The 14,291-nt window shown below is 37.2% G+C and carries 15 protein-coding genes and 4 pseudogenes; 6 read left to right on the top strand and 13 right to left on the bottom strand.

Features of this window, described 5'->3' with window-relative positions:
• Positions 1 to 28 precede the first annotated feature (28 nt).
• A pseudogene (locus tag A2U94_RS15925) lies at positions 29 to 374 on the top strand (YunG family protein); the annotation flags it as partial.
• Positions 375 to 395: 21 nt separating this feature from the next.
• A complete protein-coding gene (locus tag A2U94_RS21620; protein WP_064484055.1) occupies positions 396 to 713 on the top strand; it encodes a GNAT family N-acetyltransferase in 318 nt (105 codons plus the stop codon).
• Positions 714 to 986: 273 nt separating this feature from the next.
• On the opposite strand, the gene A2U94_RS21250 is transcribed toward A2U94_RS21620, so the two are convergent.
• The 4 genes from A2U94_RS21250 to A2U94_RS15910 form a co-directional block, all read right to left on the bottom strand.
• The gene (locus tag A2U94_RS21250) at positions 987 to 1,145 is read right to left on the bottom strand and encodes a hypothetical protein (protein WP_156413509.1); all 159 of its coding nucleotides are present in this window, start codon (positions 1,143 to 1,145) and stop codon (positions 987 to 989) included.
• Between the two features lie 20 nt (positions 1,146 to 1,165).
• Positions 1,166 to 1,429 (bottom strand): hypothetical protein, encoded by a 264-nt coding sequence (locus A2U94_RS15920; protein ID WP_025911270.1) that lies wholly within the window; start codon positions 1,427 to 1,429, stop codon positions 1,166 to 1,168.
• Between the two features lie 369 nt (positions 1,430 to 1,798).
• Positions 1,799 to 2,179 (bottom strand): YidH family protein, encoded by a 381-nt coding sequence (locus A2U94_RS15915; protein ID WP_035321257.1) that lies wholly within the window; start codon positions 2,177 to 2,179, stop codon positions 1,799 to 1,801.
• Positions 2,180 to 2,274: 95 nt separating this feature from the next.
• On the bottom strand, positions 2,275 to 2,565 hold the full coding sequence (locus tag A2U94_RS15910) for a rhodanese-like domain-containing protein (RefSeq protein WP_051567203.1): 291 nt from the start codon (positions 2,563 to 2,565) through the stop codon (positions 2,275 to 2,277).
• Positions 2,566 to 2,668: 103 nt separating this feature from the next.
• Between A2U94_RS15910 and A2U94_RS20450 the strand changes: the two are divergent.
• A pseudogene (locus A2U94_RS20450) lies at positions 2,669 to 3,136 on the top strand (manganese catalase family protein).
• Positions 3,137 to 3,175: 39 nt separating this feature from the next.
• Here A2U94_RS20450 and A2U94_RS15900 read toward each other — a convergent pair.
• Entirely contained in the window at positions 3,176 to 4,642 is a 1,467-nt protein-coding gene (locus A2U94_RS15900) for a glycoside hydrolase family 1 protein (RefSeq protein ID WP_025911273.1), read from the bottom strand.
• A 145-nt stretch (positions 4,643 to 4,787) separates the two neighbouring features.
• On the opposite strand from A2U94_RS15900, the gene A2U94_RS15895 reads away from it, so the two are divergent.
• The gene (locus tag A2U94_RS15895; protein WP_025911275.1) at positions 4,788 to 5,522 is read left to right on the top strand and encodes a MurR/RpiR family transcriptional regulator; all 735 of its coding nucleotides are present in this window, start codon (positions 4,788 to 4,790) and stop codon (positions 5,520 to 5,522) included.
• 14 nt (positions 5,523 to 5,536) lie between these two features.
• Here A2U94_RS15895 and A2U94_RS15890 read toward each other — a convergent pair whose 3' ends face one another.
• The 4 genes from A2U94_RS15890 to A2U94_RS15875 all read right to left on the bottom strand — a co-directional run bounded on the left by A2U94_RS15890 (position 5,537) and on the right by A2U94_RS15875 (position 7,453).
• Positions 5,537 to 5,938 (bottom strand): phospholipase D-like domain-containing protein, encoded by a 402-nt coding sequence (locus A2U94_RS15890; RefSeq protein WP_025911276.1) that lies wholly within the window; start codon positions 5,936 to 5,938, stop codon positions 5,537 to 5,539.
• A gap of 119 nt (positions 5,939 to 6,057) precedes the next feature.
• Complete coding sequence (locus tag A2U94_RS15885) at positions 6,058 to 6,333, bottom strand: hypothetical protein (protein ID WP_025911277.1); 276 nt, start codon at positions 6,331 to 6,333, stop codon at positions 6,058 to 6,060.
• Between the two features lie 106 nt (positions 6,334 to 6,439).
• Positions 6,440 to 6,697 carry a DUF1292 domain-containing protein gene (locus A2U94_RS15880; RefSeq protein WP_025911278.1) on the bottom strand — a complete coding sequence of 86 codons (258 nt, stop codon included), beginning with the start codon at positions 6,695 to 6,697 and terminating at the stop codon, positions 6,440 to 6,442.
• Positions 6,698 to 6,892: 195 nt separating this feature from the next.
• Entirely contained in the window at positions 6,893 to 7,453 is a 561-nt protein-coding gene (locus A2U94_RS15875; protein ID WP_025911279.1) for a 3D domain-containing protein, read from the bottom strand.
• A 345-nt stretch (positions 7,454 to 7,798) separates the two neighbouring features.
• Here A2U94_RS15875 and A2U94_RS15870 point away from each other — a divergent pair.
• Positions 7,799 to 8,383: pseudogene (locus A2U94_RS15870) on the top strand (Tn3 family transposase); the annotation flags it as partial.
• 502 nt (positions 8,384 to 8,885) lie between these two features.
• Here A2U94_RS15870 and A2U94_RS15865 read toward each other — a convergent pair.
• A pseudogene (locus tag A2U94_RS15865) lies at positions 8,886 to 9,867 on the bottom strand (NADPH:quinone oxidoreductase family protein).
• 167 nt (positions 9,868 to 10,034) lie between these two features.
• On the opposite strand from A2U94_RS15865, the gene A2U94_RS15860 reads away from it, so the two are divergent.
• Positions 10,035 to 10,628: a TetR/AcrR family transcriptional regulator gene (locus A2U94_RS15860; protein ID WP_025911250.1), complete on the top strand. Its 594-nt coding sequence runs from the start codon at positions 10,035 to 10,037 to the stop codon at positions 10,626 to 10,628.
• Positions 10,629 to 10,906: 278 nt separating this feature from the next.
• On the opposite strand, the gene A2U94_RS15855 is transcribed toward A2U94_RS15860, so the two are convergent.
• The 3 genes from A2U94_RS15855 to A2U94_RS15845 form a co-directional block, all read right to left on the bottom strand.
• Positions 10,907 to 11,899: an NAD(P)/FAD-dependent oxidoreductase gene (locus tag A2U94_RS15855; protein ID WP_025911251.1), complete on the bottom strand. Its 993-nt coding sequence runs from the start codon at positions 11,897 to 11,899 to the stop codon at positions 10,907 to 10,909.
• A 243-nt stretch (positions 11,900 to 12,142) separates the two neighbouring features.
• Positions 12,143 to 13,681 (bottom strand): NAD(P)/FAD-dependent oxidoreductase, encoded by a 1,539-nt coding sequence (locus A2U94_RS15850; protein WP_025911253.1) that lies wholly within the window; start codon positions 13,679 to 13,681, stop codon positions 12,143 to 12,145.
• Between the two features lie 397 nt (positions 13,682 to 14,078).
• A partial coding sequence (locus A2U94_RS15845; protein WP_197473412.1) for an ATP-binding protein occupies positions 14,079 to 14,291 on the bottom strand: 213 nt, incomplete at its 5' end.

Below are 14,291 nucleotides of genomic sequence, written 5' to 3'. Positions count from 1 at the left end.
TAGAAAATATTAACAACAGAGGTTTTGTATGAATGAATTAAATATTGATATCGCCTCCCTATTTAGCGTATTCACAAGGGCATGGTCGCTCCACTCTAGCTCAAAATGGACGAAAGAAAATCCAGCCAAAGGTCAGTGTGGGGTCACATCTTTAGTAATCCACGACTTGTTTGGAGGAGATATTGTAAAAACACCCGCTGCTGAAGGTTGTCACTTCTACAATTGGATTAATGATGAATACTACGACCTAACCGCTTCGCAGTTTTATAAACCTATAACGTATCAGCATATCCCTTCCAAGTCGCAGTGAAGCTTTTCAAGATACAAACCCTCAGCAATATACCTATCTAAAACAGCAGGTTGAAAAAATCTTCCATATAGATAAGGTGAAAATATTGAATCATGCTCCTATTATCCAAGGTGACACAGTACTGCTTCGTCAACCGATTGACCGTGACGTTGATGATTACCTTCAAGTAGAAACGCATCCAGAGCTCGTCCGAATGTATGGTGGTACCCCTTCAGATATTCAGCCCAAAACAAGAGAGCGTACATTAAAATTTGTCGAAGCTATTCGTAAAAACAAACTTGAATGGTGCGTGGAATATAACGGTCGCTTCGTTGGTCAAGCCAGACTTATGATGAATGAATACGACAACCGTGCCCGCTACGCGATTAGCTTATTTGATCCGTCTGTTAAATTATTTAGATGATGTAGACATTTCAAATGAGCAAGGGGGGGTAGTTTCAAACGGCGCAATCTCGAAATCTGGTTATGGTGACGGAATGTATGAGGTAAAAGTAAAATATAATTGATTAAAAGAGATTGTTGGAGTGATGATTGTTTTTGAAGATGAGGAATAACGTTCTTCATCTTCTCACAGGCTAGCACCCGTGTTTCTTTTTTACTACGTGTTAACAAACCAAAAAGGAAGATAAACATTATCGTCCTTTTTGGTAATACTCGCTTACTGATTATGTATATGTTATTCGCTTTGCTTTTTAGGTGATGTTTGCAACTTTTCCAATGACTCAATCTGTTTATCAATTCCGCCTAAATCCTGCTCGATATCTGTTTTTAAACTATCGAAACGCTCCGAAATATCTTTTTTCATTCTCTCTAATTCTGCAATAATATCTTTCATCTTTTCTCCTCCGCTTTTCGTCAGTCTAACTCAACGTTTTTTACGCTGATTCGAAATAATAAACCCGTAACTAGAAAAAGAACCGTTATGCTAAGAAATAAAACTCCTGCCAGTATTTGAAAGGGGTCGCTTCCTAAATGACTAAACGGATAAGGACCATTAATAACCCAGATATACCGGTCATAATCACTGTGAATAAAGCGATATAATAACAGCGGGCTTATTAAAAAGCATCCACCTAAGAGAACAAACAAATTTGCAAAACTATTATAAAGAGCTTTCATTATGGTGCTGTCACCTCACAATCATTTGCTTTTCCACTTCTACTATCCATTTTTTCTATATAATGGCTTATCATTTAGTATTTTACAATCTTAGCATAAGTTTCTCATGCACAGTATGATTCGATTGAACCATATCATCTTACTGTGATAAGTAGTTCAATTCCCTTTTGTAAACTTAAACATACTAGCCAGCACATGATACCTATTGCTATAGCAGCTATAAGCGGAAGGTGATGTTTCAATGCGATGAAGACACCAGCAAGCATGACGATAGTCGCAGGCAAGCCAATGATAACACCCCATATAAACTGCTGAAGCTGATCGGATGATTGCCCTTGAACAGTTAATCATACTACGCTGTGAAAGCTCTTAAATGATAAAGAAATAAGTGCCAAAAATAAGCGAAATAATAATGACAAATACACCGAGAAGTACCATGCTGATGACGGCTGGGCGGAATGTCTGACTGTTAATGGCTTCAATCTTTCTCACATATGCCACAGCTGAAACAATAATCGTAACAATTCCTACTCCTACAGATAAAATGCCAATGATTGTTGCAAGTTGATCACCAAGCGGAGATAGTGTAGCTCGCATTGTAAAGTGTAGATTTGTTACTAAAAAACCCACACCAATAATTGAAATAGCCGTTCGAAGCCAAGCTAGAAACGTTCGTTCATTCGCGAGATGCTGCTGAATATACTTTGAATCTTTCGTTGTTTCTTTAGCTTTTATATCTTGATTACTCATCTCATCCCTCCTCCGTTTGATTATCCTAGTAGCTTTAGTTTTTCTTGGGCTTGTTTATTAAATTCATTTTATCGTTTTCTATTTCCTGATTCATATTAATTCCAAGCATTCATTCCGCCTTTAACATTTGTAATGTGATTGAAGCCTTTCTTTTTAAGAAGCTTGCATGCTGCTTTACTTCTCATCCCGCTTTGACAAATAACAATAACTTCTTTGTCTTTTAATAAGCTGCTTGTATTTTGGTCAAGCTGTTGAAGAGGAATATTCGTAAATCCTCGAATTTTATTCCCTCGAAACTCTCCCGGTGTACGAACATCAATATATTGTTTATTGCGATCGTTTAGTTCTTGTTTTAAGGTTGCTGTTGAATTTTCATTATGTTTCATTATACGTTTAAGTTTGAGGTATTTCCTTTCCTATAAAAGATGTATATTCCTTACTTGTTTGAACACCCTAACGTAGTGTACATATCAGCTAAGGAGTGATATGATGTTTTTCCACGTAAAAGAACTTCAATATAAAGCAAAACCTACTCAACCAGATCCCGTTTATGCAAAGAAGCTTCAAGAAGTATTAGGCGGACAATACGGAGAAATTTCTGTTATGATGCAGTATTTATTTCAAGGTTGGAATTGTCGAGGAGAGCAAAAGTATAGAGATATGCTTCTAGATATCGGCACAGAAGAAAGTAGAAGAACAAGAACAAGCAGCTCAAGACCCTGTTATTAAAAGTATTATGGGTGGAATGAATCCACAGCATGCAATTGTTAATGGTTTAGGAGCTAGTCCTAATGATAGTACTGGATATCCTTAAGTAAAGAAGGTAGATGGGCAAGTGGTCCTTCCATTGATGGACAAGGAGAGTTTTCATATATTGAAGAACCAAAAGCAACTGGACAAGCTCCTATTCTTAAGCCAGCTCCAGGTTATATTCACGGAACGCCAAAAACGAATTAAATTAAAAGAGGCTGGGACAAGCCCCAGCCTCTTTCCTACTTAAAGCTCTTCTCCATTACTTCCAATCACGCGCTGATACCAATAAAAGCTATCTTTTTTCGAACGATTTAGCGTACCGTTTCCTTCGTCGTCAAGGTCCACATAAATGAATCCGTAGCGCTTTGACATTTCGGACGTGGAAAAGCTGACTAAGTCAATTGGCCCCCAAGCCGTGTAGCCAATGAGCTCTACCCCATCAGCAATAGCTTCTTTCATTTGTTCAATATGTTTTTTCAAGTAATCGATGCGATAGTCATCATGAATACTGCCGTCTTCTTCGACTTTATCAAATGCACCAAGTCCGTTCTCCACAATAAACAACGGCTTTTCATAGCGCTCATAAAACATATTGAGCAGGGTGCGCAAGCCAACAGGATCAATCTGCCATCCCCAATCTGATGCTTCTAGGTACGGATTTTTTAAATTAGTTAAAATATTACCTACCGCTTGTTCACCAGCTGTTTCTGATCTTGCTGACACCGTTGACATATAGTAACTAAGCGAAACAAAGTCTACAAGATTGTTCTTTAAAGTATGTTCGTCTTCCGGATGGATATCAAGCTCGATATCATGTTCTTTGAAGAAACGGTTCATGTATGCTGGATAATGACCGCGCGCTTGAACATCAGTGAAGAAAAACGTCTTGCGCTGATCAGTTAGCGCTGCGTGTACGTCTTCTGGGTGCGGACTGTCTGGGTAATTAATCATCCCGAGTACCATGCAGCCAATTTGAGCCTCTGGATTTATTTCATGGCATGCTTCTACCGCTTTTGCACTTGCTACAAGCTGGTGGTGTGCTGCTTGGAACGTTGCTTCTAACAGCTTTCCTTCTTCAACCTTGTCTCGCAGCATGCCTCCGCTAATGAAAGGGCTCATTAAAATGGAGTTAATTTCATTAAACGTAATCCAATACTTCACCTTACCTTTATATCGTTCTAATACAGTTCTAGCATAGCGTGTAAAATGGTCAACTACCACGCGATTTTTCCAGCCTCCGTATTCAAGAGATAAGTGTAGAGGCATTTCATAATGAGACAGCGTTACAATCGGTTCAATATCATTTTTTCTTAATTCATCTAATAAGTCATCGTAATAAGCTAGTCCAGCTTCGTTAGGCTCTTCTTCCACACCGTTTGGAAAAATACGCGTCCACGCAATGGAAATGCGAAACGTTTTGAAACCTAATTCTTTAAATAACGCAATATCCTCTTTGTATCGATGGTAAAAGTCAATGCCATATCGCTTAGGGAAATGGCGATTTTCTTCGTCTGCTAATGCGTCTTTAACTTCTTTTGATGTCGGGAACGGCAGGTGGAGTTTCTTGCGGTCTTCAGGCTTAATTCGTTCAATCACATCGTCAACAGATAACCCTTTTCCACCTTCATCAAATGCACCTTCAATTTGATTCGCTGCCGTTGCTCCTCCCCATAAGAAATTGTCTGGGAACTTTAATGTTACGTTTGCCATATCTAAGCACCATCCTTTTATAATGTAGTGTAATTGTATATATTTTTGCTGTGAAAGAATAGGTTTCTTTGCAATTTAGACACGTGTCTCTCATAATGAAACTTGTTACACAATAAAAACATACTGTTACACAGGGAGATTAATTATGTTTTCAAGTGAAGTTATTTCAACGTTTAATGACTTAGATTATAACATCTACAATTATATTTTAAACAACGGTGAACAGGTCATCTATATGCGTATTCGAGACTTGGCAACCGCCACTCACGTATCTACCTCAACAATTTTACGTTTTTGTAGAAAAGTAGGCTGTGACGGATTTAGTGAATTTAAAGTAAAGCTAAAGCTGTATTTAGAAAGCGAAAGCGAAGAAAGTGTAAAAGGAATGAAAGAGTTCGCGTATGAATTTATGGAGCGTACATTAAAGGGAAATCTTGATGAAGTTATTACCGAAGCAGCCCATGAGGTCGTAAGAGCTAATCATGTTCTCTTCGTTGGCTTTGGAAGTTCAGGTATATTAGCGCAGTACGGAGCACGTTATTTTTCAAGCTTAGGAAAGTTTTCAATTGCGATTAATGACCCCTACTTTCCCATTAACGCTCAGCAACTTGATAATAGTATTACCATTGCGCTCTCCGTGTCAGGAGAATCCCCGCAAACGGTGGATCAAGTCACGCGGTTAAAGGAAGAAGGAAGCAAGATTATCAGCATTACCAACACAAAATCCTCTACCTTAGCGCACCTATCGCATATTGTCATTCCATACTACGCAACGGAAGAGCGTAGAGAAATCGCGAATCTTCCACTTAACATCACTACTCAGCTTCCTGTCATGTACATACTTGAAGCAACGGCCAGAGAAGTATACAAGCTGACGTAATATGCGTCGGCTTGTTAAAAATAATAGTAAATCCATTCAGGCGTATTTACTAATAACTTTTCCCAGATAGGAATGTCATCAATATCTAACACTTGATTTTCGAGCGTTTCTCCCGTTGCGAAAACAAGCTGATAGGCTGATTGATTGTTCGAAGACGCCGTTTTGTTTAAAGAATGGGGGTTTTTAGTAGCGCCCGTATCTTCTCCCCAATCTTTTAAAAACTGCTTTTCGATTTCATACGTACCGTTCCCTTGAATTCGAAGGTGATAATCACGCCAATATCCTAACTTTTCGTTGTTGCCTAAATACTCTTCTCCAATATTAAATCCGCCAATATAAGACGTATGGCCGTCAATTGCAACGAGCTTTCGATGATTTCGGTGATTTAAACTATAAAAAAGGTGAGGAAATTGCAAAGGTCGACTAAATGCAAACTCAATGCACTCTCTTCCATCTCTTTAATTAATGATGATGAAATGTCTTTCCCACCGAAGCGATCCACCGAAAATTTGACGTCCACGCCATGTTTGGCTTTTTATTTTAGTAATTCAATGAACTTCATGCTGATTGGATCATCTCGAAAGATAAAAAACTGAAGGTAAATATAGCTTTCCGCTTGTTTCATGTCTGTTAATAATGATGTATATAGCTTGCTTCCTTCTGGAAACATCGTTAGCTTTCCGGTATACGCTGTAGTTTCCCTGTATGGGTGAGCCTTCGTGTACTTTTTATATCCTTGTTTTACATCCCATTGAAAAAGCAGAAAAAAACAGGTAATCAAAAGTAAAATAACCATTAATTTCTTAAACATGCCCTACCTCTTATATCGTGTAGATACGTATAGAATTTGAAAGTGAGTGTGGTTTTATAAGCGGGAATATAAGGGAGCAAAAAACACAGCGACTGCCGTAGTTGATTTAATGCGTATTTTCAAATAAAGTAGAAATGCGTTCAAATTCTTCATCGTCTTCAATGCTAGCCCATTCGCCGTTTGGTTCAATGTGAAAGAAAAAGACGTCAATATCTTCTTCTGATTCAATCAATAGCTCTTCAACAAACGCAACAGCAACATACTCTTCTCCGTCTACGGTTAACTTTCCTAAAACTTCAACATCCTGTTCTTGTTCATTTTCATCCACAATGGTAAAAATCTCACCTGTATTCACTGTTTCCATTCGTATTCTCTCCTTTAAAAATATTTTGACCTTACTGTTTGTATACCCTGTATCCATTGTTTCATTCAAAGAGAAAACACAAAAAAGCCTACTTATTTGGAATAAGTAGGCCATGAGAAACAAAGATTAATCAATAAAGCAAATGGTGACTTTAGTATACCATAGCAGAACACCATTTAGCTAATGATTTAAAGACTATAGAATGCGAACTTTAACCGTTTTACGTCCCCATTTTAATGCTTCTTTTTGATTTGGAATAAATACATCGATTTTGTTGCCACGAATTGCGCTACCTTTATCACCCGCAATTGCAGTACCGTAGCCTTCTACCCATACTTTAGAACCTAGTTTGATTACTTTTGGGTCAACAGAAATGACTTTTAAGTTAGGGTTTTTCTTTAAATTGATGCCCGTTGCGGTAATGCCACTGCATCCTTTGCAGCTTCCTGTATAAGCCGTAGCTGTCACCGTAAATTCTTTTTTTGCAGCAGGAGCAGGCGCTTTTGCTGCTGGCTTAGCTGACGTTTTAGCCGCTTGTGGCTTGGCTACTTTTAACACTTGATTCGGACGAATTGTTGCTGATTTTAAGTTATTCCATGACTGGATGTCTTTTACCGACACTTTATGTACAGAAGCAATTTTATATAATGTATCTCCACTTTTTACTTTATATGTAGTTGACGCCGCAGATGTTGCAGTCGCTGTTCCAAACAATGATAATAGAACTAAGCTTGACGTAATAATTAGTTTTTTCATCAAAATTTTCCCCTTTTTCCAATTCGGTAAATAAAGAATACTATAGTTTTATTACAGAATTATTTCAAAGGGTTATTAGTTTTGTTACAACTTGTCTAAATAGTGTCTTTTATGTCATATAAATTAGTCAAATTGACTCTTAAGAATTTATTTTAAAGTTTTTTTATTACATTATGATATCGTTTTTAATCAAATAGTCCCCGTTTTATTAGGACTTGTAGGATTATTAGGAAAAGTAAACAAAGTTGCTACGTTTTCAGGTATTATGCTGAGCACTCTGATGATTGCGTATAAGCTTTGGTTTGTTCAGTTCTTTCTATTATAATGTCCAAACAAAAAGAAGCTGGAACGAATGAGGAGTATACCCACTTGCAACCTGTTTTAAGCCGACCTATTAATTGGGATCTCATCCGTCAACAGTATGAGCAAATGATTAAGTTTGCGACGGCATTACGATTAGGAACAGCATCAGCAGAAGTTATTTTAAAGCGATTTACAAGGGATACGAAGCATCCAACTTATCTAGCTTTATGTGAATTGGGAAAGGCAATCAAAACCATTTTCTTATGTGATTATTTACATTTTGAAGAAGTTCGTAGAGAAATTCATGAAGGATTAAATACTGTTGAGCAATGGAACTCCGTTAACGGCTACATTTTTTATGGAAAAAACAGTGAAATTAGATTTAATTCTATAGATGATCAAGAGGTGTCTGCATTATCACTTCAATTACTTCAAAACTGCTTGGTTTACATCAATACTTTAATGGTTCAAGAGACTCTTTATAACAACAACCGGTATTGGTTAAAGAGAATGACTCCTGAAGATTTTAGAGGATTAACGCCTTTATTCTATAATCATGTAAATCCTTATGGAACATTTAAATTAAATATGAATAAAAGAATTCCAATCAATCTAAAAGTCTCATAGGGTACCAAAAACCATCAATTTAAATACTTCAAACTCATATGAGGCTGGGACATAAGTAATTCAGCCAATGATAAACCTGAACGATTGAGAGTTTCTCACTTTTAATCGTTCAGGTTTTTTGTTGATTGTGAAAACAATGTTGGAAACAGGGTGGAATGGAGCGTAGGACACTCGACTCCTGCGGGAAAGAGAGGGAAAACTGAGATCCCGCAGCGCAGCGAGGAAGCTCAGGTTCCTCCCCGCGGAAAGCGAGTGGCCGTAGCGCAATGGAACGAACATGTTGAGACATATCAAAGAGATGGGAACAGCTAGTGTTCGTTTTTTAGAAGCCATCATTTTGTTATGTCCCAAACTCATATTAAAGTAGTTAATTTTTTTATAAAGGATGCTTTAAAAATAAACGTTTAAAAATCTAAGTTTTAATCAACAATCGCACCCTTTAATTGAATAAGAAAATAAATTCTACTGTTATTGCAAGAGGATACTGAAAAGTTGTTTTACTTTAAACCAGTATGTTCACAACTGTTCTGCCTCTTACTTTTCCTTGTAAGATGTCAGTTAAAGTTTGAGGTAACTCTCTTAATGATACTTCATTTATTATTGTCCCTAAACCTTCTGGCTTTAAGTCAGTTGCCATTCGTTTCCATAAAGTTTCTCTTAAATCTTTTGGACAATAAACCGAATCTATTCCTAATAAATTGACACCTCTAAGGATAAAAGGAAAAACGGTTGTTGGCACTTCTGCTCCTCCAGTTAATCCACTTACAGCAACGGATCCTCCATATTTAGTGTTGCTTAAAATAGATGCTAATGTCTTACCACCTACCGGGTCAACTGCACCTGCCCAGCGCTGCTTTCCAAGAGGACGAATTTTTTCTGGTGTAACATCTTCACGCGAAATAACTTCTTTTGCTCCTAATTTCTTTAAGTAATCATATTCGGATTCTTTTCCTGTACTTGCTGTTACCTGATAATTTCGTTTGGCAAGCATTAAAACTGCCATACTCCCTACGCCACCAGTTGCCCCAGTTACTAAAATAGGACCTTTTTCTGGCGTTAGTCCATTTTTTTCTAATTGATGAATTGAAAGAGCTGCTGTAAAGCCCGCAGTCCCAAAGGTCATTGCTTCTTTTAATGTCAAATTATCTGGCAGAGGTACTACCCAATCCCCCGGAACTCTTGCATATTCACTGTATCCGCCATAATGAGAAACACCTAACTCATAGCTTGTCACAATAACCTTGTCACCCTCTTTATAGCGAAGTAACCGTTCCTGCAAGGTCAATTCCAGGAACAAAGGGGTATTTTTGAACAATCTTTCCGTTTGGAATACTTGCTAAACCATCTTTATAATTTACACTTGAGTAATGAACTCGTATCGTCACATCTCCATCTGGTAAGTCATTAAAAGATAATGATTCAATATTTACTGAAAAATCTTCCTCCGTTTTATTTACGACAAGAGCGCTAAATTCCTTTGGCATCTAAAGATTTCCCCTTTCAAACTAGTTATTTAATCTTAAATCTAAATTTATCGTAATGCATTTTATACTGACTGGTCAATATATTTTATCCGGTCAGTATAAAACACTCGTACAAGTTGATAATATTTTGTATAATATTCTTAGGTTTCAAATGGAGGTTCGATTGAATGGTTAAAAAAGCTGAACAAAGACGCAAACAAATATTAAAAGCTGCCTTTCAAGCTGCATCTGAAAAAGGTTATGAATCTGTGACATTGCAGGATATTGCAGATTATGCAGAGGTAAGTAAAGGAGTAACAAACTATTATTTTGAAAATAAAGCAGATGTATTTGCTCACTTATTTGAATGGATTACGACAAGAATTTATGAAAAAGAAGCTAAATCTATTGATGAAAAGGAAACAGCAATTGAAAAGCTAGAAGCATATATAAATCAGGTCTTCATCAGTCCTAAAGAAAATAAAACTTTCTATCGTGTATACTTAGACTTTTTAGCACAGGTGAAAAATAATAATCGGTATAAAGAAATTAACCAACAATTCTACAAAAACTGTTGGTCTATCGGTAAAAATATTATCACACTGGGAATCGAAGAGAATGTGTTTAAAGTAGATAATATCGAGCAATCTGCCATTAGTATTCGGTGTATGATTGATGGTAGCTTAATTCAGTGGTTAATGAGGGATGATGACAGCTTACATAATTATTATCGAACTGTATGTTACGAATCAATTCTCCAGATCCTAAATTTTAAAAAATGAAAGCAGTTTGATAAAAGCAACCGAATATGGTGTTTTTCTTTAAACCATTTATTCCACTATTTGGCCCGTTTGCTGAATAACATGACTGTCATGTTAATACATATCATTACCAAAAACCATAGATAACTATATAGTAAAAAAAGAAGGTTTTTACCCTTCTCCCTTTTTAATTCAACCTTATTTTCACTCTTTTTAGAACTTGAAGCATACGATTTACAAGGCTACTATCACTGATTTGCATTACGTTATGTCCTTGTTTCCTCAAATAAGCATCTTTCTTAGTCAAAGAGGGACGTACTATGCATAGGCTGAACTTTTGTCCTAGGGTCCATATATGCTTTGGCGTTGTTGACTGCCGTAGGCCCTTCTCCAAAACCGGCTACAATTAGTTTGACTTTTCCATCATAAGTACAGATATCTCCAGCTGCATAAATTCCTGGGATATTTGTTTCTTGTTTTGAATTCACCACAATAGCATTCTTCTTTACCTCAAGATTCCATGTTTTAATGGGACCTAAAGAAGAAATAAATCCATAATTGACAATAACATCATCGACTTCAATGGTTTCTTTTGTTCCTTCTTTGGTATGTTCGACTACCATTTGAGTAATGATTTCATCTCCATTGATTTCATTTGGAACATAGGGAGTTTTCACTTCGACTGAAGAATTTATTAATTGTTCAATACTGTGTTCATGGGCGCGAAATTTATCTCGACGATGAACTAGAGTTACTTTTTCAGCAATTGGTTCTAACATGAGTGCCCAATCTACAGCTGAATCTCCTCCTCCAAACAGGATCACTCTTTTTCCTGCGAATTGATTCATATCTTCAACAAAGTAGTGAAGGTTAGATGCTTCAAATGCTTCAGCCTTCTCTAATTCTAATTTACGTGGTTGAAACGCGCCATTTCCGGCTGTAATAATAATTGTTTTTGTATAATGAATACTTCGATTAGTTTGCAGTTTAAAGATTCCATCTACCTGTTTGTCGACTTGTTCAACAGCTTCTTCTAAACAAATGGTAGGTTGAAACGGCTCCATTTGTTTCTTTAGCCCGTTAATTAGGTCTTGCGCTCGCACTTTTGGAAAACCAGCCACATCATAAATATACTTTTCTGGATATAAGGCTGTTAATTGTCCCCCTAATTGGGGAAGGCTTTCAATAATTTTTACCTTAGCTTGTCTCATCCCTCCGTAAAAAGCTGTAAATAAGCCTACAGGTCCTCCTCCAATAACCGTAATATCATAGATGTCTTTCTCTTGTGTCATGTTTCTTTCACCTCTACCTGCATTATTTTTTATATTTTTTCTTCATTAATTTAACAAGCAAATATACTACTCATCTTTTGAGCCTTCTCCAGTGAAGGGGTCATTGGCTATTTTTATGGAATCTGTTGGACATCCTTCATACGCATCCTGAACATCCTCTTCTACTTTTTGTTTTAATTTCTTGAAGCATTTAGTTCTTTTTAGGAATCTTAAACAGCATACAACAAGCCTTTTGATTCATCTTCATGCCTTGATATTGGAAAGAGGCGTGGAAGGGAATGAGTGTAAGGCCTTCTCATCAATTTCCAACGAAAAGGAAGGAATCAGCTCATCTATTCTTTCTTGTATTTGTTGTTCATCCACATTTCCTAATTCAGCTAACAGTTGCTTTTCCTCTAGAGATCCATCCCCTACCAATAACATAGTTAGTGTACGTGCATTAATTATGGCACGTGGGGGAAGAACTAATGCATTCATCATAAAATACTGTTGGAACATAGAAGGGTCGTTCTCCTCGTTCGCCAATTTCACAGCCCTTTTCACATACAGATTGAAATATTTCTGAGCAAAGGATACCCCTTTTATGGGCTCAGCTCCCACATGTTCAACGCCGTTCCAACGTAAATCCGCAACTGAACTTAGCCACCATGCCGGTTCAATCGCTTCTTGCATGCGTTGCAGTACGTGTCGTTCAAAGTTAGGTTGAGGAGTTTGACGTTGTTCATGCAAACAAATGTCTAGCATTTCAGCTTCAATCGCAGCTACTGTCATTCCTTGTCCATGGATGGGATCAAAATTACAAAATGCATCGCCGACTACGAGTAACCCAGCTGGCCAATTCTCTATTTGTTCAAAGTGTTGACGAACCGATTCAGGTGTACGGTATCCTCGTGGAACACTAATGGGTTCTAGCTCTTTGACTACTTCCGCAAGCATTGGCGTAGCAAGTGTCTCTAATTCTTTTTCGTATTCTTCTGGGTTTGTTGACGGATAGTGTTCACCGCCTGCACTAAATAATAATGTTTGAGCCAGGTTATCTTCGATATATCCTAGCATTCCCGTACCAATCCCTTTATCCGGTTGGGCTTCCGAAACCACGACGCCCCACTTCTCTTTAACATGGGGGGGAACTCGATAATAGCGCGTACTATAGCCAAGAGATACCTTTAGACGCTCGGATTGTGAAACTTCTAGTCCCATAGCTTCAAGCCAATTAGTCAGTTTGGAAGAGCGTCCACTTGTATCTACTACTAAATTAGCAGCCACTATTCGTTCTTGTTTTCGTTCACTTCGTTCTTTTATATGGACACCTGTCACTTGGCTTTGATCAGCCGATGTTTGAAGACCTATTACTTCTTGTTTAGAAAGAAAACGTACATTTGAGATGTTTTGTACACGCTGACGGAACGTCCACTCTAATAATGCTCGACTGCTTGATGCATTTTTTTCAGGAGGAACCATTTCCAGCCTTCCATATGAAGTGAACAGTTTCATTTTTTCATTTTGTGTAGAAGGAGCGCCTTGATCCAATAAATCATCAATATAGCTAGGGAAGTAATGTTCCATAATCATACTTCCGCGTGGCAGAATGCGATGAGGATGAAAAGCCTGGGGCGTACCTGAACGAGTAGACGGTTCCTTTGGTAGCTCATCTCTTTCTACAATTATGACTTCTTCGTAATGATCGGACAGAACACGAGCTGTGAGCAAACCTGCAATGCCTCCTCCAATCACAATGGCTTTTTCTTCTTTTGGTCGACGAGATGTTAACGGTTGATTCATTTTTACAGTCTCCTTTTCTATCTTCGGGATGGAAGCGTAGATAGTCATTATTTAATGTGCGAATGATACGCTTTAGATAGTGATTCACATGTCAGTAATTCTGTCATTTTTATTTTTAAATTTTTTTCACAAGAGTAGTAATACGTAGAAAATGTAAGTTTGTTATTATAAAGATTCTACTAACGTACTTTTTTTTAGACATGTGTATACTTTATTTACTCTTGTAATTTATATACTAGGATGTATAATTAATTTTATCAATAAACAATATAATGGAACTGTCTATTAACGATACAGAAACGAGGTAATGTATATGGAAAAAGAAAAAAAGGAAGACTTACGCATCAAAAGAACACGCAAGTGTGACCGTCAAGTAGAATGAAACAATTTTTGCTCGTTATTTTGAAACACTTTGTTCCCCAAATATGGTAGAACGATGCTTCATACGATAACTATCTTCATTTAAATGAATGATTTCTACTCGGTGAAGAATCCTATCTAGAATTGCTGTTGTTATAGCTTGATCACCCAATAATTCTCCCCATTCTTTTGGTGCCTTATTAGAGGTCAAGATAATGGAAGACTGATTATACAAGTCATTAATTAAATG

It is taken from the genome of Bacillus sp. VT 712 (assembly GCF_001614195.1).
Taxonomy (GTDB): Bacteria; Bacillota; Bacilli; order Bacillales; family Bacillaceae_H; genus Priestia; species Priestia flexa.
Note: the sequence above shows the minus strand (reverse complement) of the source record. Positions and strands in the feature narration are given on the sequence as shown.